This window comes from Dellaglioa sp. CoH-57-MRSF-17, assembly GCF_056782015.1.
In genome coordinates, this window is sequence record NZ_JBXAXY010000003.1 from 252,698 (window position 1) to 273,230 (window position 20,533).

Annotated in this window: 19 protein-coding genes; 13 read left to right on the plus strand and 6 right to left on the minus strand. The window is 34.1% G+C overall.

Annotated features, from left to right (window positions below):
• Positions 1–63 precede the first annotated feature (63 nt).
• A complete protein-coding gene (gene rnr / locus AC1RPJ_RS04945; protein ID WP_481761442.1) occupies positions 64–2,415 on the plus strand; it encodes a ribonuclease R in 2,352 nt (783 codons plus the stop codon).
• A gap of 17 nt (positions 2,416–2,432) precedes the next feature.
• Positions 2,433–2,900, plus strand: coding sequence for an SsrA-binding protein SmpB (gene smpB / locus AC1RPJ_RS04950; protein WP_481761441.1), 468 nt, complete (start codon positions 2,433–2,435; stop codon positions 2,898–2,900).
• Between the two features lie 49 nt (positions 2,901–2,949).
• On the opposite strand, the gene AC1RPJ_RS04955 is transcribed toward smpB, so the two are convergent.
• Entirely contained in the window at positions 2,950–4,581 is a 1,632-nt protein-coding gene (locus AC1RPJ_RS04955; protein WP_409022227.1) for an ABC-F family ATP-binding cassette domain-containing protein, read from the minus strand.
• 237 nt (positions 4,582–4,818) lie between these two features.
• On the opposite strand from AC1RPJ_RS04955, the gene AC1RPJ_RS04960 reads away from it, so the two are divergent.
• On the plus strand, positions 4,819–5,895 hold the full coding sequence (locus AC1RPJ_RS04960) for a 3D domain-containing protein (RefSeq protein ID WP_481761440.1): 1,077 nt from the start codon (positions 4,819–4,821) through the stop codon (positions 5,893–5,895).
• 52 nt (positions 5,896–5,947) lie between these two features.
• Here the strand turns inward: AC1RPJ_RS04960 and AC1RPJ_RS04965 are convergent, their stop codons facing one another.
• On the minus strand, positions 5,948–6,511 hold the full coding sequence (locus AC1RPJ_RS04965; protein ID WP_481761624.1) for a GNAT family N-acetyltransferase: 564 nt from the start codon (positions 6,509–6,511) through the stop codon (positions 5,948–5,950).
• Between the two features lie 130 nt (positions 6,512–6,641).
• Between AC1RPJ_RS04965 and AC1RPJ_RS04970 the strand changes: the two genes are divergently transcribed.
• The 3 genes from AC1RPJ_RS04970 (at position 6,642) to AC1RPJ_RS04980 (ending at position 9,958) form a co-directional block, all read left to right on the plus strand.
• Entirely contained in the window at positions 6,642–8,078 is a 1,437-nt protein-coding gene (locus AC1RPJ_RS04970) for an amino acid ABC transporter substrate-binding protein/permease (protein WP_481761439.1), read from the plus strand.
• Positions 8,078–8,815 (plus strand): amino acid ABC transporter ATP-binding protein, encoded by a 738-nt coding sequence (locus AC1RPJ_RS04975; RefSeq protein ID WP_481761438.1) that lies wholly within the window; start codon positions 8,078–8,080, stop codon positions 8,813–8,815. Before AC1RPJ_RS04970 ends, AC1RPJ_RS04975 begins: the two co-directional genes overlap by 1 nt.
• Positions 8,816–8,995: 180 nt before the next feature.
• A complete protein-coding gene (locus AC1RPJ_RS04980; protein WP_481761437.1) occupies positions 8,996–9,958 on the plus strand; it encodes a zinc-binding dehydrogenase in 963 nt (320 codons plus the stop codon).
• A 215-nt stretch (positions 9,959–10,173) separates the two neighbouring features.
• On the opposite strand, the gene AC1RPJ_RS04985 is transcribed toward AC1RPJ_RS04980, so the two are convergent.
• Positions 10,174–11,040 (minus strand): Cof-type HAD-IIB family hydrolase, encoded by an 867-nt coding sequence (locus AC1RPJ_RS04985; protein WP_481761436.1) that lies wholly within the window; start codon positions 11,038–11,040, stop codon positions 10,174–10,176.
• 126 nt (positions 11,041–11,166) lie between these two features.
• Between AC1RPJ_RS04985 and AC1RPJ_RS04990 the strand changes: the two genes are divergently transcribed.
• Genes AC1RPJ_RS04990 through tsaE form a run of 3 tightly spaced genes read left to right on the plus strand, consistent with a single transcriptional unit; the run spans position 11,167 to position 13,324 of the window.
• Complete coding sequence (locus AC1RPJ_RS04990; RefSeq protein ID WP_481761435.1) at positions 11,167–11,847, plus strand: uracil-DNA glycosylase; 681 nt, start codon at positions 11,167–11,169, stop codon at positions 11,845–11,847.
• Between the two features lie 15 nt (positions 11,848–11,862).
• On the plus strand, positions 11,863–12,852 hold the full coding sequence (gene pta / locus AC1RPJ_RS04995) for a phosphate acetyltransferase (protein ID WP_481761434.1): 990 nt from the start codon (positions 11,863–11,865) through the stop codon (positions 12,850–12,852).
• Positions 12,853–12,868: 16 nt separating this feature from the next.
• Positions 12,869–13,324, plus strand: a complete 456-nt coding sequence (gene tsaE, locus AC1RPJ_RS05000) for a tRNA (adenosine(37)-N6)-threonylcarbamoyltransferase complex ATPase subunit type 1 TsaE (protein ID WP_481761433.1) — start codon at positions 12,869–12,871, stop codon at positions 13,322–13,324.
• A 51-nt stretch (positions 13,325–13,375) separates the two neighbouring features.
• Here tsaE and AC1RPJ_RS05005 read toward each other — a convergent pair whose 3' ends face one another.
• Complete coding sequence (locus AC1RPJ_RS05005) at positions 13,376–13,849, minus strand: glutathione peroxidase (RefSeq protein WP_481761432.1); 474 nt, start codon at positions 13,847–13,849, stop codon at positions 13,376–13,378.
• Positions 13,850–13,930: 81 nt separating this feature from the next.
• Positions 13,931–14,464 carry a 3'-5' exonuclease gene (locus AC1RPJ_RS05010; RefSeq protein WP_409022237.1) on the minus strand — a complete coding sequence of 178 codons (534 nt, stop codon included), beginning with the start codon at positions 14,462–14,464 and terminating at the stop codon, positions 13,931–13,933.
• Positions 14,465–14,653: 189 nt separating this feature from the next.
• Here AC1RPJ_RS05010 and murB point away from each other — a divergent pair, with 189 nt between their 5' ends.
• Positions 14,654–15,553 (plus strand): UDP-N-acetylmuramate dehydrogenase, encoded by a 900-nt coding sequence (murB, locus tag AC1RPJ_RS05015; protein ID WP_481761431.1) that lies wholly within the window; start codon positions 14,654–14,656, stop codon positions 15,551–15,553.
• Positions 15,554–15,573: 20 nt separating this feature from the next.
• Positions 15,574–17,691 (plus strand): cation:proton antiporter, encoded by a 2,118-nt coding sequence (locus AC1RPJ_RS05020; protein ID WP_481761430.1) that lies wholly within the window; start codon positions 15,574–15,576, stop codon positions 17,689–17,691.
• Between the two features lie 38 nt (positions 17,692–17,729).
• Here AC1RPJ_RS05020 and AC1RPJ_RS05025 read toward each other — a convergent pair whose 3' ends face one another.
• On the minus strand, positions 17,730–18,386 hold the full coding sequence (locus AC1RPJ_RS05025) for a DUF1361 domain-containing protein (protein ID WP_481761429.1): 657 nt from the start codon (positions 18,384–18,386) through the stop codon (positions 17,730–17,732).
• A 156-nt stretch (positions 18,387–18,542) separates the two neighbouring features.
• On the opposite strand from AC1RPJ_RS05025, the gene cdaA reads away from it, so the two are divergent.
• Together cdaA and AC1RPJ_RS05035 are read left to right on the plus strand one after the other, a co-directional pair.
• The gene (gene cdaA / locus AC1RPJ_RS05030) at positions 18,543–19,385 is read left to right on the plus strand and encodes a diadenylate cyclase CdaA (protein ID WP_409022241.1); all 843 of its coding nucleotides are present in this window, start codon (positions 18,543–18,545) and stop codon (positions 19,383–19,385) included.
• Complete coding sequence (locus AC1RPJ_RS05035; RefSeq protein ID WP_481761428.1) at positions 19,382–20,515, plus strand: CdaR family protein; 1,134 nt, start codon at positions 19,382–19,384, stop codon at positions 20,513–20,515. Before cdaA ends, AC1RPJ_RS05035 begins: the two co-directional genes overlap by 4 nt.
• The last annotated feature ends 18 nt before the right edge of the window (positions 20,516–20,533 follow it).

Here is a 20,533-nt window from a genome sequence, read left to right on the forward strand (position 1 = left end):
AAATAAAATAAAATTAATAATAAATAAATGTAACGCAAATACGAATATGAAAACGAGGTATACATGGATAAAAAGATGCAAGAACTTATATTAAAAGAACTAAAAATTAAAGAAAATGAATCTTTCAGTGTTGAAGAATTAACAGCTGCCCTTAAATTAGAAGGCCAGGATGCGTTCAAAGAACTTGTTAAAACACTTGCTGAAATGGAACGTAAACGTGAAGTGAAAATTACATCAGAAGGCAAATTTCAAATTGCACTTCAAACACCACAATTAGTGGGTATTTTTCATGCAAATGATCGTGGATTTGGATTCGTTACGATTGATCCAGAACAACCTGATGTTTTCGTTAATCCAACACAAACAATGTCTGCCTTAAATGGTGATAGTGTTGAGATTGAGATTACAAGTGCTGCTAAACCTGGGGATGACCGTGGTCCTGAAGGTAAAGTTAATAAAATTGTTGAACATAATGTAACATCAATTGTTGGTGAATTTGAAGTTGAACCATCTGACCTTGAAAATTCAGGAATAATTGGCCATTTAGTTGTTAAAAACAAGAAATTACAACGTTATAACTTATTGGTAACAGGGGTTGGTTTACATCCAGTTGCCGGAGAAGTTATTACAGCTGATATTACTGCTTACCCAACAAGTGAAAAACCATTAGTTATTGAAACATTGGTTAAAGAAGTTGTGGGTAACAAAGACGATCCAGGTATGGATATTTTACAAGTTGTTTATCAACATGATATTCCTAGTGAATTTCCTGAAGATGTTATGGCTCAAGCTGAAGCAACTCCAGAAGTTGTGCTACCAGAAGAAAAAATTGGCCGTGTTGATTTAACGGACCAAACATTGGTAACAATTGATAGTATTGATTCTAAGGATTTAGATGATGCTGTTACTGCCTGGAAACTTGATAACGGGAACTACCATTTAGGTGTGCATATTGCTGATGTTTCGCATTATGTCCAACCAGGCACACCACTTGATCGTGAAGCATACGAACGTGGAACGAGTGTTTATTTAACTGACCGTGTTATTCCAATGTTGCCTCACAAATTATCAAATGGTATTTGTTCATTGAATCCAAAAGTTGAACGCCTTGCTATGAGTTGTGAAATGGAAATTACACCAGAAGGTTATGTTGTTAACCACAAAATCTTCCAAAGTGTGATTAAAACGACAGAACGTATGACTTACAAAGCCATTAACAAGATTCTTGAATCAGATGATGCAAAGACGAAAGCTAAATATGAAGAATTGGTCCCAATGTTTGAAACAATGGGCGAATTACACAAAATTCTTGAAAAAATGCGTAAAAAACGTGGTGCAATTAGTTTTGATGATAATGAATCTAAGATTATCGTTGATGAAGCGGGTCACCCAATTGATATTCAAATTAGAACTCGTGGAACAAGTGAACGTTTAGTTGAATCATTTATGTTAGCTGCAAATGAAACTGTTGCAGCTCATTACGATAAATTAAAAGTACCTTTTGTTTACCGTGTGCATGAAACACCTAAGAATGAAAAAGTAATGCGTTTCTTCGAAACTTTAACCAGTTTTGGTATCGTTGTTAAAGGTGATAGTAAGAATGTAACACCTAAAATGTTACAAGGTGTTTTAAAAGAAGTAGCTGGTAAACCTGAAGAATCAATGGTTTCTGTTATGTTACTTAGAAGTATGCAACAAGCTAAATATACTGATGAATCATTAGGTCACTTTGGTTTAGCTGCTACTGATTATACGCATTTTACGTCACCAATTAGACGTTACCCTGATTTGATGGTTCATCGTTTAATTCGTTTCTACGAAGAAAATGGTATTGGGGACACTCAAAAAGAAAAATATGCTGAACAATTACCTGAACTTACAACACATACATCACAAATGGAACGTCGCGCAATTGATGCCGAACGTGATACTGACGCAATGAAAAAAGCTGAATACATGGCTGATCATGTTGGTGAAACCTTTGAAGGTGTTGTTAGCTCAGTTATGAAGTTTGGTGTCTTCGTTTCATTACCAAATACTGTTGAAGGTCTTGTTCATATTAGTAATATGAAGGATGACTATTATGAATATTTAGATATGCATATGGCATTAGTAGGTAAGAGAACCAAGAGAACTTTCAGAATTGGTCAACCAATCGAAGTAAAAGTTGCTAAAGTTGATATTGAGCAAAGTGCGATTGATTTTGAAATTGTTAATCCACAAAACACACCAACTTCTGATTTACGAGGTAAAGGTGGAAACTTCAAACGTCCAGGTAATGGTCGTCCAGGAGACAAGAAACCTTATAACCGTAATGGTAAACCAGCTGCTGGAAATAGTAATGGAAAGAAACCATTCTACAAATCAGCTAATAAAAACACAGCACCAAGAAAAAATAATACACGTCAAAAATAATATCGGGGGGATTAAGATTGCGAAAAGAAAAGTCATCTTTTGATAAACCCTTAGCCCAGAATAAAAAAGCAAGACACAGTTATAACATTGAAGATACGGTTGAGGCTGGTGTCGTTTTAACAGGTACTGAGATTAAATCCGTTCGAAATAGTCGTATTAATCTAAAAGATGGATTTGCGCAAATTAGAAATGGTGAAGCTTGGCTGATGAATGTTCATATTTCAACGTATGATCAAGGAAATCAATTCAATCATGATCCACTTCGAAATCGTAAATTATTATTGCATAGAAAACAAATAGCTCAATTTGATGAAGCAACTAAAAATAAGGGTGTTACAATTGTCCCTTTGAAAGTGTACATTAAAAACGGCTTTGCAAAAGTACTAATCGGTGTTGCAAAAGGGAAGAATGATTACGATAAACGTGAAACAATTAAACGTCGAGATCAGGAACGCCAAATTCAACGCGTACTTAAAAATTACTAATAAAAAAGGAAGCAACCAATTTTGAAATTGGTTGCTTCCTTTTTAGTTATTAAGCTTGTTTGTAAAGACCAGCAATTTGATCTTGAACATCTTTATTTTCTAAGAATTCATCATAAGTAGTATCTGCTCGATCAACAAGACCGTTTGGTGTTACTTCGATGATACGGTTAGCGATTGTTTGAATGAACTCACGATCATGAGAGCCGAATAATAGAGCACTCTTATAATTTGAAAGACCTTCATTCAATGAAGTAATTGATTCCAAATCTAAATGGTTAGTAGGATCATCAAGTAAAAGAACGTTGTTTCTTGTTAACATCATTTTTGATAACATACAACGAACTTTTTCTCCACCGGATAAGACGCCAACTTCTTTATCGACTTCTTCACCAGAAAATAACATACGACCTAAGAATCCACGCAAGAAAGTGTTATCACTTTCTGCTTTAGAAGCAAATTGACGTAACCAATCGATAATTGTTAAATGTTCATCAGCGAATTGGTCGTTATTATCTTTAGCAAGGTAAGCTTGTGATGTTGTTACACCCCATTGAACTGTACCTGTATCTGGTTCTAATTCACCAGAAAGAATTCTAATTAATGTTGTAACAGCAATATCAGTTTCACTTGTAAAGGCTGTTTTATCATCTTTGCCTAAACTAAATGAGATATTATCTAAAACTTTTACGCCATCAATTGTTTTTGAAACGCCACTAACTGATAATAAATCATTACCAATTTCACGGTCGATTTCAAAGTTAATGAATGGGTAGCGACGTGATGAAGGTTGAATATCATCAAGTGTGATTTTTTCAAGCATTTTCTTACGAGAAGTTGCTTGTTTAGATTTAGAAGCGTTAGCACTGAATCGTGCAACGAAATCTTGTAATTCTTTGATTTTAGCTTCTTTTTTATCGTTAGAATCATTTGCAAGTTTTGAAGCTAAGGCACTTGATTCCATCCAGAAGTCGTAATTACCAACGAATAATTTGATTTTACCAAAATCAACATCACACATGTGGGTGCAGACATTATTTAAGAAATGTCTATCATGAGAAACAACAATAACGGTATTTGAGAAGTTAATTAAGAAATCTTCTAACCAGTTAATTGATTTGATGTCTAACCCATTAGTAGGTTCATCAAGTAAGAGAACATCAGGATTACCAAAAAGTGCTTGTGCAAGCAAAATCTTAACTTTTTGACTTTCTGTTAGTTCGCTCATCTTTTTATTTTGCATATCTTCAGCGAAGCCTAAGCCTTGTAAAAGAGTTGAAGCTTCTGATTCAGCTTCCCAACCATTCATTTCAGCAAAGTCAGATTCTAGTTCAGCAACTTTGATACCATCTTCATCAGAAAAATCAGCTTTTGCATAAATAGCATCTTTTGCTTCCATAACAGCATAGAGTTCTTTGTAACCCATAATGACTGTTTCAAGAACAGTATATTCTTCGAAGCCATAATGATTTTGTTGTAGCATTGTCATACGTTCATTTGGATCTAATGAAATTTTACCTGTACTTGGTGTTATTTCACCAGATAAAATCTTTAAAAATGTTGATTTACCAGCGCCATTAGCACCGATTAGTCCGTAACAATTACCAGGCGTGAATTTTAAATTAACGTCATCGTATAACTTACGGTCTGAAAAACTTAAACTTACATTACTTACAGTTATCATTTAATACCCTCACTATTCGTTTGTATAATCTACATATCATAGCATATTTCAGGCTCAAAATGAAACGGTTTTGAAAATGAACTCAAATAAAATGATTATTTCTGAAAATGAGGGTACGTTAGTCATAGAGTTGTAATATGAGTGATGTTTTGTAATATGCCTGACACATGTCTGACTTGTCGGTTCGATATACTCTAGAAATGGGTAATAAAGTTATTTACAAAAAGGAGTATTATTTTGAAAATTAGAAATATTATTGGTTTTACGGCAGTTATACTTTGCTTATTAGGTGGTTCGGTTTCTGTTAGTGCAACATCTATCAGTGATTTAAAAAAACAAGAATCAGCTGCACAAGAGAAAGTAACAACTGCTAATTCAAAAATTTCAAAGTCATTAACGAGTATTAATGATGAGTATGCAAAAATTGATAAATTAAATCAAGAAATTTCTGATAAAGAAAAGAAAATTGGTTCACAAGATAAATCAATTGGTAATGAACAAAAACAATTAGATACACGTATTGAAAATGCTAAAGATAGATTAAGAAGTCTACAAGTTAATGATTCAAGTAGTAAAATGGTAACGGCTATTCTTGAAGCAAAGAATGCTGGTGATTTTATTAGCCGTGTTTACGCAGTTTCTGTTTTACAATCTGCTGATAACAAAACGATGAAAGATGTTGCGTCTAATATCAAAACCATGGAAGATGCTAAAGCGCATTTGGAATCTGAACAAAAATCATTGAAATTAAAACAATCTGAAACAAAACAAGAAACAAAAGAAATGAATAAACAATTAGCAGCGTTAAAAGATACTTTAGGTGACGCAAAGAAAGATTTAGCCAAAGTAACAAAGGCTAAAGATGCTGAGTTATCAAAAAAAGCAAGAGAAGCAAAGGCTAAAGCTGATGCTAAGGCAGCAGCAGCTGCTAAAAAAGAAGCAGCTAAAAAGGCTGAAAGTGATGATTCATCAGATAAAAAAGGAAGTACTGACCAAAAAGCAAGCAACGATACTTCTGGCAAATCAACTAAGAAAACGTTACAAATGGTCGCAACGGCTTATTCAACAAATGCACCAGGGATGGGAACTCATGGATCATATGGGTTAAGTTTGTTAACTAATCCACAACAAATTGCTGTGGATCCTTCAGTTATTCCGCTAGGAACTGTTGTCTGGGTATCTGGTTATGGTGTTGCGATTGCTGGCGATACAGGTTCAGCAATTAAAGGAAACCGAATTGATGTGCATTTTATCTCAAATGCAAGATGTTACACATGGGGTAAAAAGACAGTTACTGTAAAAGTTTTAGAATAAAGATATGAAAAAAGGTCTGCTAAATTTATTTTTAGCAGACCTTTTTATTTATTTAAATATCTTTTTGCATATGATGATAGTCATGACCACTAATAATCATGTTACCAACAGTTTTAAAGCCCATTTTTGTGTATAACTTTTCTGCTTTAGGATTTGCAAAGTCGACGTTTAAGCCAATCTTTGTTTTTCCAGCTGCACGGGCAATCTCGGGAAGAGACTCTAGAAGTTTTGTGCCGATGCCTTGTCCTTGGAAATCTGGTGAAACAGCAAGGGTATCAAGGTACCATTCATTTGGATAAACTTCTGAGTCTGGAAAGAGTTCAGTTGTTTCAGGTAAACCAATTTGTGGGAAAAATTGATTCATAGCAAGATCAAGATGGTCTTCATCTTCATCCGGATAACCAAATGCTATCCCAGCAACCTTACCATCAATATCGGCAATTTGAACACGACCGTAGCTGTAACGGTAGTCTTCTGTTTCAAATGCAAGCTCTAGCACTTTGAATAGGTCGGGTAATGGAATTTCTTGAAGAATAGGAATTTCCATATCTTCTAAAATAATATTCACTAAAGGAACGACCTCGTGTGCATCTTTTTTTGTTGCTCTTCTAATAATCATATAAACCATCCTTTCCTGAATATCTCTAGTGTATAGGGTACTTAAATAATTGTCAAAACAACTAAATTGCTTGCTAAGTGTAGATATGTTATATTATGTTACATCAAAATGTTTTGGGGAGGATATTATGAAAAAATGGCAGTCAATGATCATGTCAATCATGGTCGCATGTGTATTTTTATTATTTTTACATAGTAATCAAGTAAATGCAGCAGAAAAGACGTATACAATCGGGACTGATGTAACTTATGCACCATTTGAATATCAAGCAGAAGATGGTAAATCATATGTTGGTATTGATATGGATATAATGCGAGCCATTGCTAAAGAGGAAGGATTTAAAGTTGATATTAAAGCCTTAGGGTTTAATGCAGCGGTTCAAGCATTAGATGCTAACCAAATTGATGGGGTTATGGCTGGTATGATGATAACTCCAGAACGTCGTGTTAAATTTGATTTCTCAGATAGTTATTATGAAGCTGGGGTAGCTATGGCTGTTGGTAAAAACAGTTCAATTAAATCTTTGGATGATTTAAGAGGGAAAAAGGTAGCGATTAAAGTTGGTACAGCTGCCGGAGAATTCGTAAACTCAATTAAAAAACAATATAATATTACAACAACAACTTTTGATGATTCAAGTAACATGTATGACGATGTTGTGACAGGAAATTCCGATGCGACTTTTGATGATAAACCAGTTTTAGCATATGGTGTTAAGAATGGTATTGAAATGAAAGTAGTTGGTAAAACATATGAAAAAGGTGAATATGGATTCGCCGTTAAAAAAGGGCAAAATAAAGAATTAATAACAAAATTTAATGCCGGGCTAAAGAAACTTAAAGCTAACGGTGAATATAAAAAGATTGTTGATAAGTACACTGGAACGAACGCAAAAAATGCTAACTCTAAAAATTCTCGAACAATTTTAGGTTTATTGAAAACAAATAGTGGCTCATTATTAGAAGGATTTAAACAAACAATGTTATTAACAATTGTGGCTATTGTTTGTGCAACAGTTTTAGGGATTATTTTAGGTATGATGGGTGTTGCGCCAAATAAATGGCTTAATGGGCTTTCAAGTACATTAATTTACATTTTCCGTGGCCTACCGCTAATTGTATTGGCCTTCTTTATCTACATTGGTATTCCTAATTTAACCGGGAGCAAGATTCCAGCATTTGTGGCAGGTATTATAACCTTAACGTTAAATGAAGGTGCGTATACAGCGGCCTTTGTTAAAGGTGGGATTAAGGCTGTTGATAATGGCCAAATGGAAGCTGCTCGTAGTCTAGGATTACCTTATGGAAAAGCAATGATGAAAGTCATTATGCCACAAGGAATTAAGATTATGATTCCATCATTTATTAATCAATTTATTATTACGTTGAAAGATACGTCAATTTTATCTGTTATCGGTATTTTAGAATTAACGCAAACAGGTAAGATTATAATCGCAAGAAACCTTGAAGGATTCAAGATGTGGTTGATTATCGCGGTGATTTATCTCGTTATCATAACGTTATTAACGTGGTTATCTAATTTAGTCGAAAGGAAGATTAAATAATGGCAGCTAAAATTCAAGTTAAAAATTTGAAAAAAAACTATGGTTCAAATGAAGTTTTGAAGGGGTTAGATATTTCAGTTGCAGAAAAAGAAGTTGTCTGCATGATTGGACCTTCCGGTTCTGGGAAAAGTACCTTTTTACGTTGTTTAAATAAATTAGAAGATTTAACTTCCGGTTCAATTATTATTGAGGGGCATGATATAAGTGATCCAAAAACTGATTTAAATGTTGTTCGTCAAAATATTGGCATGGTATTTCAACATTTTAATTTGTTTCCACATTTAACCGTTCTTGAAAATATTATTTTAGCGCCTGTTGAATTAAAAAAAGAAACAAAAGAAGAAGCAACTAAGGAAGCAAAACGTCTTTTATCCCAAGTTGGTTTGAGTGATAAAGCAGATGCTGCACCTGCTTCGTTATCTGGTGGTCAAAAACAACGTGTCGCAATCGCACGCGCACTTGCAATGAAACCAGATATTATGTTATTTGATGAACCAACGTCTGCACTTGATCCAGAAATGGTTGGGGATGTTTTAGATGTTATGAAACAACTTGCGAGGGATGGTATGACAATGGTTGTTGTCACACATGAAATGGGTTTTGCTAAAGAAGTGGCTGATCGTGTGGTCTTTATGGCTGATGGTTACATTTTAGAAAGTAGTACACCAGATGAAATATTTAGTAATCCGCAAAATGATAGAACAAAAGATTTCTTAAACAAAGTTTTAAATGCATAAAAAGTGCAAACTAATTAAATCTTTCGGCCTTTCATTAATTTTTGGTGGGGCAAGCATTGTAAAAGGTCCTAATCACTTCGCGTGGTGGTTAGGATTTTTTATGTATAGTTACTAAAAATTAGGATGTTTACGATGATTTGAATTGAAAAAAGCTTTTTAGCAAAGGAGAAAAGTAAAATTATGAAAGCAATTGTTGTTAATGAAGCAGGAGGAACAGATAAGCTTATTTACCAAGAGGTAAATTTACCTAAAATAAAAGCTAACTGGTCCTTAATTAAAATAAAAGGGTTTGGTATCAATAGATCGGAGATTTTTACGAGAGAGGGAAAATCGCCAACTGTTTTGTTTCCTAGGGTTTTAGGCATTGAATGTGTGGGTGTTGTTGAAGAAACGAGCGATCCTGAAAGATTACCTATAGGGAAAAAAGTTATTTCCATTATGGGAGAAATGGGACGCGCATTTGATGGCAGCTATGCTGAATATGTAGCATTACCAAATAACCAAATATATCCAATAACAACAAATATATCTTGGAAAGAACTTGCGACTATTCCTGAAACGTACTATACAGCATTTGGTTCAATGAAAAACTTAAAAATTACAAAAAAAGATAAAATTTTAGTTAGAGGCGCCACAAGTGGAGTAGGTATTTCATTTCTTAAATTGTTGAAGGCCAGATATCCTGATATTGTAATTGATGGTACTAGTCGGAGCCAAGCAAAAAATGAGCAATTATTGTCCGCTGGTTTTAATGATGTAATAATAGATAAGACTGGTGTATTAGAGACTGAAAAGAAGTATGACAAAATTTTAGAATTAATTGGCCCTGCCACTATAAAAGATAGTTTTCAACATTTAAACGAAGGAGGCATTTTATGTAGTACGGGACAATTAGGAGGTAAATGGTTTTTAGAAGAATTTGATCCGATTATAGATATCGAGAAAAATAGTTACCTCACTAGTTTTTACTCTGACAATGTCAGTCAGGATAAATTGAATGATCTGTTGGACTACATTTCAAAATATGATGTTGATGTGAAACCAGAAAAAAACTTCAAACTAAGTGAAGTTCCTTTAGCGCATGCTTACTTACAAAATCAGGATAGTTTTGGGAAAGTAATCGTGTTACTAACAACTGAATAAAGATAAGTACCAAATTGGTTAGCGACGTATTATGGGTTTCATAATTGATAGTTGGAGAGTAACAGGGCTGATTGATTACGTAACAAAAGTCTTATGGCTTTTGTTTTTTTCGTTGTAAAAAAACTGTTATTGGTAATAGTTTTTAAACTACTATCAACAACAGTTTTTATAGACTTATTTTTTCTAATTAATTACACTTTTTAGTCTCAATCGATTTATTTTTCAGCTAACTGTTCAAGAATAGCTAAGCCAACACCATCTTCAGAATTTGTTTTTGCTGAATGATTGGCAATACGTTTTACCTCGTCGTGGCCATTTTCCATGGCGTAACTGACGCCTGCAACTTTTAACATAGAAACATCATTTAAGTTATCTCCAATTGCCATGACATCTGACATTGGGATATTAAGTTCTTTAGCGAAAGCTTGGAGTGCAATCCCTTTTTGGGCATTTACGTTGTTAATTTCAAGGTTAGTAGGTGCAGAAGAGGTAACAACAAGTGAGTCTTCTTCTTCAATTTTTGCTTTTAAAGGGAGTAATTCTTCTTGACCATCCATACTGAAAACAATTAATTTAAAAATATCAATTTTTGAATCATCGATGACTGTTTGGTAATCATCAACGTAATTGATATTCATTAATTCAAGACGAGCTGCAGCTAATGAAACAGCCATTTTAAATGGTGTATCTGGATTTGTATCAGAGATTAGACGCGCTACATTTTGAATACGGTTTGCACGATTATCAGAATAAACACCGTTTGAGGTTGTCATTTCAAAGTAAAAATTTTCTTTTTTGAATGTTTGAACTAAAGTTTGAACGACTTTTTTTGAAATAGGTGTTGTACTAAGTGTTTTACCATTTCCATCTAAAACTTCTGCGCCGTTAAATGTAATCATTGGACTATTGAACCCGGCTGCTGTAATTAAAGGTTTAACTTCAGTATAGCCACGGCCAGTAGAAACGATAAAGTGGACTCCTAATGCTTGTGCTTGTTTAATCGCATCGGCGTTTTTTTCTGAAATCACCATTTGATCATTTAGTAAAGTACCATCCATATCTGATGCAATAATTTTTATCATAAATTCAACACTCCTCTAATCTTATTTACTGGTTTCATTTTAACATGAAACCGCTCGATATTTTAATCAAATCATTTATTTTTGTATTCACTAATATGGTAAACTTAATCTGTGAGGTGTTAGACAATGAATATTAATGTCGATAATGATTGGCAACCCATTTTGACCGAAGAGCTTGCAAAATCTAAATATGCTGATTTAGAAACGTTTATTGATAATGAATATCAAAATGAGACGATTTATCCGGAAAAAAATCGCATTTTTGAAAGCTTTGAACTGACCCCATTTTCTGACGTTAGAGTTTGTTTATTGGGACAGGATCCTTATCATGAAAAGCATCAAGCTCATGGGTTGAGTTTTTCTGTTTTACCAGGAGAAAAAATTCCACCTTCTTTACGGAATATGTATAAAGAATTGGAAACAGATTTAGGAATTCCACCAGCTAATCATGGCTATTTGAAGAGTTGGGCGGAGCAAGGTGTTTTGATGTTAAATTCAGTCTTAACTGTAAGAGATGGCGCCGCTAATTCTCATCGTAATCATGGATGGGAATTATTAACAGATGGTGTGATTGAACGATTATCCGAATCTTCACAGACAATTATTTTTGTTTTATGGGGGAAGACAGCCCAAGATAAGATTAAATTAATTGATACAGATCACAATATTGTGATAACATCACCTCATCCAAGTCCGTTATCTGCTTACCGCGGTTTTTTTGGATCGAAACCATTTTCACAAATAAATCAAAATTTAATAAGTCAGGGATTGCCACCGATTAACTGGCAATTACCCAGTAACACTTAATTAGGAGGAAATGATATGTCATTATTTGAAAGTTTGAAAAGCAAAATTGAAAGTAAAAAAATTAAAATAGTTTTTCCTGAAGGGGAAGAAGAACGTATTCTAAGAGCAGCCGTTAAATTAGCAGAAGATAATTTGGCAGAACCTATTTTATTGGGGGATGTTGCAAAAATGAAAGAGTTAGCCACAAAGCTCGATTTAACTCTTGATGGTATCGGTGTAGAATTACTTGATCCTAAACAATATTCTGAAACAGATTTTAATGAGATGAAAACGGCCTTTGTTGAACGACGTAAGGGTAAAAATACACCTGAACAAGCTGAAGAAATGTTACGCGATGTTAATTATTTCGGTACAATGCTCGTTTACATGGGATTAGCTGAAGGGATGGTTTCTGGAGCTGTTCACGCTACTGGAGATACCGTTCGACCTGCATTACAAATTATTAAAACGAAACCAGGCGTGAGTCGGACAAGTGGTGCCTTTATTATGACCAGAAATAATGATACAGAAAAGTATTTATTTTCTGATGCTGCGATCAGTATTAATCCAACTGCTCAAGAATTAGCAGAAATGGCAATTGCAAGCATTCAGACGGCTCGTCTCTTTGATATTGATCCCAAAGTAGCAATGCTTAGTTTTTCAACTAAAGGTTCAGCTAAAGCACCAGAGGTATCAAAGGTAGCAGAAGCAACTGAAATTGCACAAAAACTAGCACCAAATGAAGCGATTGACGGCGAATTACAATTTGATGCTGCTTTTGTACCGAGTGTTGGTGAACAAAAAGCACCTGGATCAAAGGTTGCAGGACAAGCAAATGTTTTCATTTTCCCTGAATTACAATCTGGAAATATTGGCTACAAAATTGCACAACGTTTAGGTGGATTTGAAGCTATCGGACCTATCCTACAAGGATTAAACCAACCGGTTTCAGATTTATCTCGTGGTGCTAACGTAGAAGAAATTTACAAGGTTGGTATTATTACAGCTGCGCAAAGTTTAGAATGAAATGGTGAAATAATTAATGAATATTGAAGTCAGTTCTGTAGAAGAAACACAAGAAATTGCCGAAAAAATTGGACAGCTTGTTGAACCTAATATGATTTTGTTATTGGATGGTGATTTAGGCGCAGGAAAGACAACTTTTGCTAAAGGCTTAGCCGTTGGGTTAGGGATCAAGCGGAACGTTAAAAGTCCAACATTTCCAATTGTGAGAGAATATCGTGAGGGCCGTTTGCCGTTATTTCATATGGATGTTTACCGACTTGAAGGGATGGGCGGCGCAGATTTAGGGTTAGATGAATATTTTAATTCTGATGGTGTGAGTGTTGTTGAATGGTCTGAATTTATTCAGGATGAATTACCAAATGATTGGTTAAAAATTACATTATTGAAAGATGATCATGATGATAATTTACGTACTATCGAATTAGAAAGTAATGGATTACAATATGATAATATGTTGGCCCATTTCAACTAAAAAAACAAGTTAGCTGATAGCCTCTAAATGGGGGTATCAGCTAACTTGTTTTTATTTAACCAATTTTTCGATTTCTGGTTTCATCTTTAAAGGATTAGTCTTAGGTGCATAACGTTTAACAACTTGTCCATCACGATTAACTAAAAATTTAGTGAAGTTCCATTTAATTGAGCTACCCAACACGCCTTGCGTTTCATCAGTCAGGTATTTAAATAGTGGTAACGCATCTTCTCCATTTACATTTTGAATGGTATGCATTGGAAAACTAACGCCATATGTCATACGACAGGTAGCTGCTGCTTGCGCATCATTATCGACTTCTTGATGGAATTGATTCGATGGAAACCCAAGTACCACTAATCCTTGGTCTTGATAATCCTCATATAATTCTTCTAATTGTTTAAATTGTGGCGCAAAACCACATTTAGTGGCTGTATTAACAATTAATAAAGGGTGATCCTTGTACTTTTCTAATGAATAAGTTTCACCATTTTCTAGTGTAACCTGATAATCATAAATTGACATTGTAATTTCCCCCAATTTGGTTTGATTACGGTCATCATATAACAGTTTAAACAGTAGCCCTATTAATGTGCTTAAATTTGATTATGCTGGCTTCACAAATGGTTTTAAAATTTCTTGTCCAAATTCGTGTTCTTGATAGAGTAAGATATTGGCACAAGCAACGGAATCATCTAAGGCATTGTGATGATTTGTTAACGTGATTCCCAATTCATCACAAACCGTATTTAATTTATGATTTGGAAATTCTGGGAATAATTTACGACTTGTTCTAACCGTATCTAACAATAAAAATTGGGGTGTCTCTAATCCATAATAACCCAATGTATTATGCAAAATACTGTTATCAAAGGGGGCATTATGTGCCACGATTAAACTATTGTTCTGGAAAAGTGGCGAAATATGTGACCATAGTTCTGGAAACTTTGGTGCAAATTCAACGTCTTCTTCGTGAATACCATGAATTTGAACATTACGCCAATTAAAAGGTGTTTCCGGTTTAATAAGTGAATAAAATTCATCAACGATTTGATTATTTCGAACAACTGTTAAAGCAATTGAACAGGCGCTATGACGCTGATTATTAGCAGTTTCAAAATCCATTGTAACAAAATTCATAATTAACTCCTTTTTAATTCGATATGACTGATAAGGTTATTAAAATACTCGGTCTAATAATGTTAATAAAGTATAACAGTTAGGTTATACAATTAAAAGTCGCTTGTTTGTGCGTTAAAATAGAAAAATAAACATTGAACGTGTTAAACTAGAAGGAATTGCTAAATGTTGAAAGGAATCGAATAAATAATGATAATTGACACTTTTGTAGAACTATTTCCATCTATTAAAATTTTAAAAAATGAACCACTTGCTAAATATACAAATACTGAAACGGGAGGGATGGCTGATCTTTTAGCTTTTCCTGATGCAGTGTCAGATGTTAAAATTTTGGTGAATACAGCCAATGAAAATGGTATTCCTTTAACTGTTTTAGGAAATTCGAGTAATCTAGTTGTGAAAGATGGCGGTATTCGTGGACTTGTAATCATTTTAACGGATATGGATAAAATTGCTGTATCTGGGACGAAAATTATAGCGCAAGCTGGTGCCTCACTTATTGAGACAACAGAAGAAGCTTACCAAGCTGGCTTGACTAATTTTGAATTTGCTGCTGGGATTCCTGGGAGTGTTGGTGGTGCCGTATTTATGAATGCTGGTGCATATGATGGTGATATCAGCCAGGTATTGAGTGAAGTTAGTGTTATTACACGTACTGGTTATGTGAAAACACTAGTTAACGAAGAAATGAACTTTGACTATCGTCATAGTCAAATTCAAGATGATAATGACATCATATTAGAAGCAACCTTTGTATTAAAAGAAGGTAATAAATATGATATCCGTGAAAAAATGGATGAGTTTAACTTTTTACGTGCATCTAAACAACCTTTAGAGTACCCATCATGTGGAAGTGTTTTTAAGCGACCTGATGGACACTATACTGGTGTACTAGTTCACGAAGCTGGGTTACAAGGCTACCAAATTGGTGGCGCACAAGTATCAAAGAAACATGCCGGGTTTATTGTTAATGTAGACGGCGCTACTGCAACAGATTATATGGATGTTATTAAGCATGTTCAAAACGTTGTGTGGGAAAAATTTAAGGTTAGATTAGAAACGGAAGTTAGAATTATCGGAGAAGACTAAAGTAGAAAGGAAGATGGTAAATGCCGCTACTTGAATCGGTTATTGTTTTAGCTGCACTTGTTTTACTATCAAATGTTATCAGTCATTATCTGGTTTCAATACCCGTTGGATTGATCCAGATAGCATTAGGCTTTGTCGTTGCCTTAATTTTTAAAGTCTCAATTGAGTTAGAAACAGATTGGTTCTTATTACTCTTTATTGCGCCACTATTATTTAATGATGGTCGAAAATTTCCAAAACGTGAATTGTGGAAATTAAGAGGTTCCATTTTTGCGAATGCCATATTATTGGTTTTCTTAACAACTGTGGTAGTTGGATTTTTCATTCATCTTTTGATTCCAAAAATGCCATTAGCAGTTGGATTCGCACTGGCAGCTATTTTGTCACCAACGGATCCAGTTGCTGTGCAATCGATTGCTGAAAAAGCAAAATTACCAAGTAATATTTTAAATTTGGTTAGTGGTGAAAGTTTAATTAATGACGCAAGTGGATTAATTGCCTTTAAATACGCGATTGCTGCTGCGGTTACTGGCTATTTTTCATTTGGACAGGCGCTTGGTGATTTTACGTATATTGCGATTGTTGGTTTTATCTCGGGAGCAGTGTTAATGTTGCTGATTTCAACAATACGAGATTTTTTAATGAGGCAAGGGATTAATGATGTTGTTTTTAATACGATATTACAAATTTTAACACCTTTCATCATTTTTCTTTTTACGGAAGAATTTTTGCATGCATCAGGTGTTATTTCGGTAGTTGTCGCTGGCGTTATCTCTAGTATGCGTAAGAATACTTTCGCGACGTACTTACCTGAAATTAAGTTAGTAACTGAAAAAACCTGGGAAATTGTGGTTTATCTCCTGAATGGATTTGTGTTTATTATTCTTGGAATTGAATTACCAATTGCGATGTCAAAGACATTAGAAGATAACAATAGTAGTACTCTTTCGGCTATTATTGATGTTTTTGTCGTCTGGCTCTTTTTAGTCGTGATTCGTGTTGTTTGGACGTATATTAATATGTTATTAATTTCTAAGAAAAATAAATCAAAAAATAAGGCAAAGCCAAGTTGGCGTATTGCGTTAATATCAGGATTTTCAGGTGTTCGTGGTGCAATTACAATGGCTGGTGTGTTAACAGTCCCAACGATAATAAAAACAGGTGCTGCTTTTCCAGAGCGTTCATTAATGTTATTTATTGCTGGTGGCGTGATTATTTTAAGTTTAGTAGCCGCAATTTTGATATTACCTCTTTTAACTAAAGAAAAAGGAATAATGAAAACCAGTAATGAGGTTCCTGATGCTACTTTAGTTGAAGATGAGGATGCTATCATAACTAGTGATAGCGGAGATACGCAGTTCAATGAAAAGCAAGCTCGTATTTATATTATGCGAGTTGCTATTAGTCGCTTGGAATCTGAACGACGAGAATCTAATCAAAAAGTTGCCTATGAATTAATTTTAGAATATCAATTTATGATTCGTCGACTTGAGTTTTCTGATCAGGATGATGAACGATTACGCCAAATTGTTGAGGAAGAAGCAGACATTAGGCGAATTGCTTTAGATGGAGAACTCGAAGCGTTAGATAAAATGAGATTAAAGCAGGCTATTAGTAATAAAAACTATTCAATTATTAGTAAGAAAATTATGAAACAAAAAGCGAAATTAGGTCAAATTAATAATCGGAAAATCTCATTTGTAACGGTTAGAAATATTAATCATGCCTTTGTTCAATTAGGTAAGGTTGTGAGACGGACACTCTATTCTGAAAAAGAATTAAAAATGGTTTATGAACGACGAAATATAGAAAAAGCTTTAGCAAAAGCAGCTATTAAAGCACTATCAACGTATGTTAAAAAATCTGATGATGGCAATCAACAATTTAAGCAGCAAGCTATGTATCATTTGATTGTTTATTATCGTAATCGTATCGAAACATTAAAACGGACCAAAAATATTAATCAAGCCGAATCTGAGGAACAAAGTTACCAACTTAGATTAAAGGCTATTGCGGCTGAACGTTCTGCGATGCAGGAATTGATGGAACGAGGCTATATTACATGGTCATTAGCGTCAAGTTTACGTGAATATATTAATTATTCTGAAAATGTTATTATGCTTTCTGAAGAGGACTAAAAAATAGGTGTAACTCGCAATTTATATGCGAGTTACACCTATTTTATTGTTTTTCTATAGACTTCTAAGCAAATGATAATAACTAGTTGGACTATTGTTAGTAAAACGACAAAAGCTAACATTTTAATTGTCCACATATCGGCAATCAATTTTAATGTTAATTTTGGTGATGTTAGTAGGTAAACAGTGTGTAATCTTAAAAAACGACCAATATAGACACCGACAGATGACAAAATAGTTAGGCCAAATATAACGACATAACGAAAATAATAAGGTGTTAAGTGTAGTCGTTCTTTAATTTGGTCGGCAATTTGAGAAAATCCAACGAGTGCAAGTAACGTACATGATAAGGTACTTACCAACAAATAAGTATAGTTTAGCCACATATGAATATCTAATTTAATTAATCCTGTCATTATGTCATAGGGATGCAGTAAGCTTAAATGAAAAATATCAGTTAATAGGTAAGGCGCGTTCGGATAAAAGAATAGCCAAGCTGCTGTTAACAGCCAAAAATAAGTATTTGATAATTTATCTTTGATGTGAAAAGCTAATTCAATTGGCAGATAACCTAAAAATGTATTTAAGAGTAAAAAATTAAAAGGTGATTGTTGGTTGTAAACGAATAAGTAAATAATAATTAAGTAACATATAAAAAATAATCTGATACCGTGCTTTACATTTGTATTTATCATAATGGTCATCCTTTTCTATAGTAACTTCAGTGTAGCAAAAAATGAGATGAAATCAAATTAATAATCCGGTAGATAATAGAAAATATGGCGGGATGAGGAAACAAATCTAACAACGTGGTATAATAAAACGGTTAATAAAATAGAGGAGGCCGAGTGATGTCCATTAACTGGGGTGGTCTTGTAACGTGGGGGCATATGGTCAATATACTAGATATTATCGTTGTCTGGTTTGTTGTTTATGAACTCATGGTACTTTTACGAGGAACAAAAGCGGTTCAACTTTTTAGAGGAATCATAATTATTGTTGTGATTAAGCTAATTAGTGTGGTCGTTGGGCTACAAACTGTATCTTGGATTATGGATCAAGTTATCAATTGGGGTGTTATCGCCATGGTTGTTATTTTCCAACCGGAAATAAGACGTGGATTGGAACATCTTGGTCGTGGATCATTTTTTTCAAGAGGTAAACAGAAAAACAAAGACGAAGAACATATGATTGCTGGACTAGACTCAGCTATTCAATATATGTCAAAACGTCGAATTGGGGCATTAATTACTATCCAAATGAACACTGGATTGGAAGATTATATTGAAACCGGAATTGCATTAGATGCTGAAATTACGGGTGCATTATTAATCAATATTTTCATTCCCAATACACCATTGCATGATGGCGCGGTAATTATTAAAGATAATAAAATAGCTGTTGCGGCGGCTTACTTACCATTATCTGAAAGTAACTTAATTCCAAAAGAATTAGGAACTCGGCATCGTGCTGCAGTAGGTATCAGTGAAGTAACCGACGCAATTACGATTGTTGTGTCAGAAGAAACAGGTTCAGTGACAATTACGCGAAATAACGAACTTATTCGTGATTTATCACAAGAAGATTACCTTAAATTATTGAATACTGAATTAATTAAAGATGATGAACCTAAAAAGAACAACCCTTTCTGGGAATTTTTTGAACATTTCGGGCGTAAGGGGGATAAAAAATGAATCTAAATAAATTTTTTAATAGTCGCTCATTTTTTATTGGAACCTCTTTAATTTTAGCAATTTTATTATTTGTTTATGTTAATTATGATCAGTTAGCAAATACAAATAATTTTTCCGATTCAAAAACAACGAGTCTAGTTGCAAATGAATCAAAAACGATTGAGGCTGGCCTACAAATTACGGCCGATAGTGATAAATACTTTATTACTGGATATCCTAAAAATGTAAAATTAACATTGGACGGTCCTGGCGCTTTAATTACAACAACTGTGAATACACAAAACTTTAGAGTGTTTGCTGATTTAAAGGGTTTAAATCCTGGAAAACATGTTGTTAAGTTACAAGCAGAAGGATTAAACAAAGAAATTAGTTATAAAATTAGTCCCGCTACAATTTCTGTTAATATACAAAAACGTAAGACAACGACATTCCCTATTCAGGTGAAATTTAATGAACGTCGTTTAGCGCAAGGGTATAAGAGTGGGACGCCTGTTTTAGATAATAATACGATTTCTGCATCCGGTGCGGAAGGCGATGTGAATGCTATTTCAGAAGTGGTTGCACAAGTAAATGTCAGCAGCAATCAGATCAAGTCAACAATTTCACAAGAAGTCTTACTTGAGGCCTTAGATGTAAATGGTAAAACTTTAAATGTCGTCATGACCCCATCAACAGTCGGTGTTACAATACCGGTTGAGAGTACTAAAACCACTAAAAAATTACCTTTGAATTTTGTTTCAAGTGGAACTGGCGTATCTGGGAAGACGTATAAGTTTTCAAGTGATACAAAACAAGTAACGGTAACGGGTACAGAATCAACCTTAAGCAAATTAAGTAAACTTGATGTTGTGGTACCAATTAATAAGATTAGTGATTCCGTTACGAAAACAATTAGTATCGATTTGGATAAGAATAATTTAATTTCATCAAATCCAGAATCTGTTAAAGTAAAAATTAGTGCTTCTGGTGGAACCGCAGCATCAAAAACTGAAAGTAGTGAAACAACAACTGATCAGACATCGACGAGCTCTGAAACCAGTTCAGAAAGTAGTGAAAGTGCTACTTCGTCTTCATCGACAAGTTCTGATAGTTCAAGTAGTTCAAGTGAATCAACGAACGCATTAAATTAATTAATTAGTGAGGAGAAA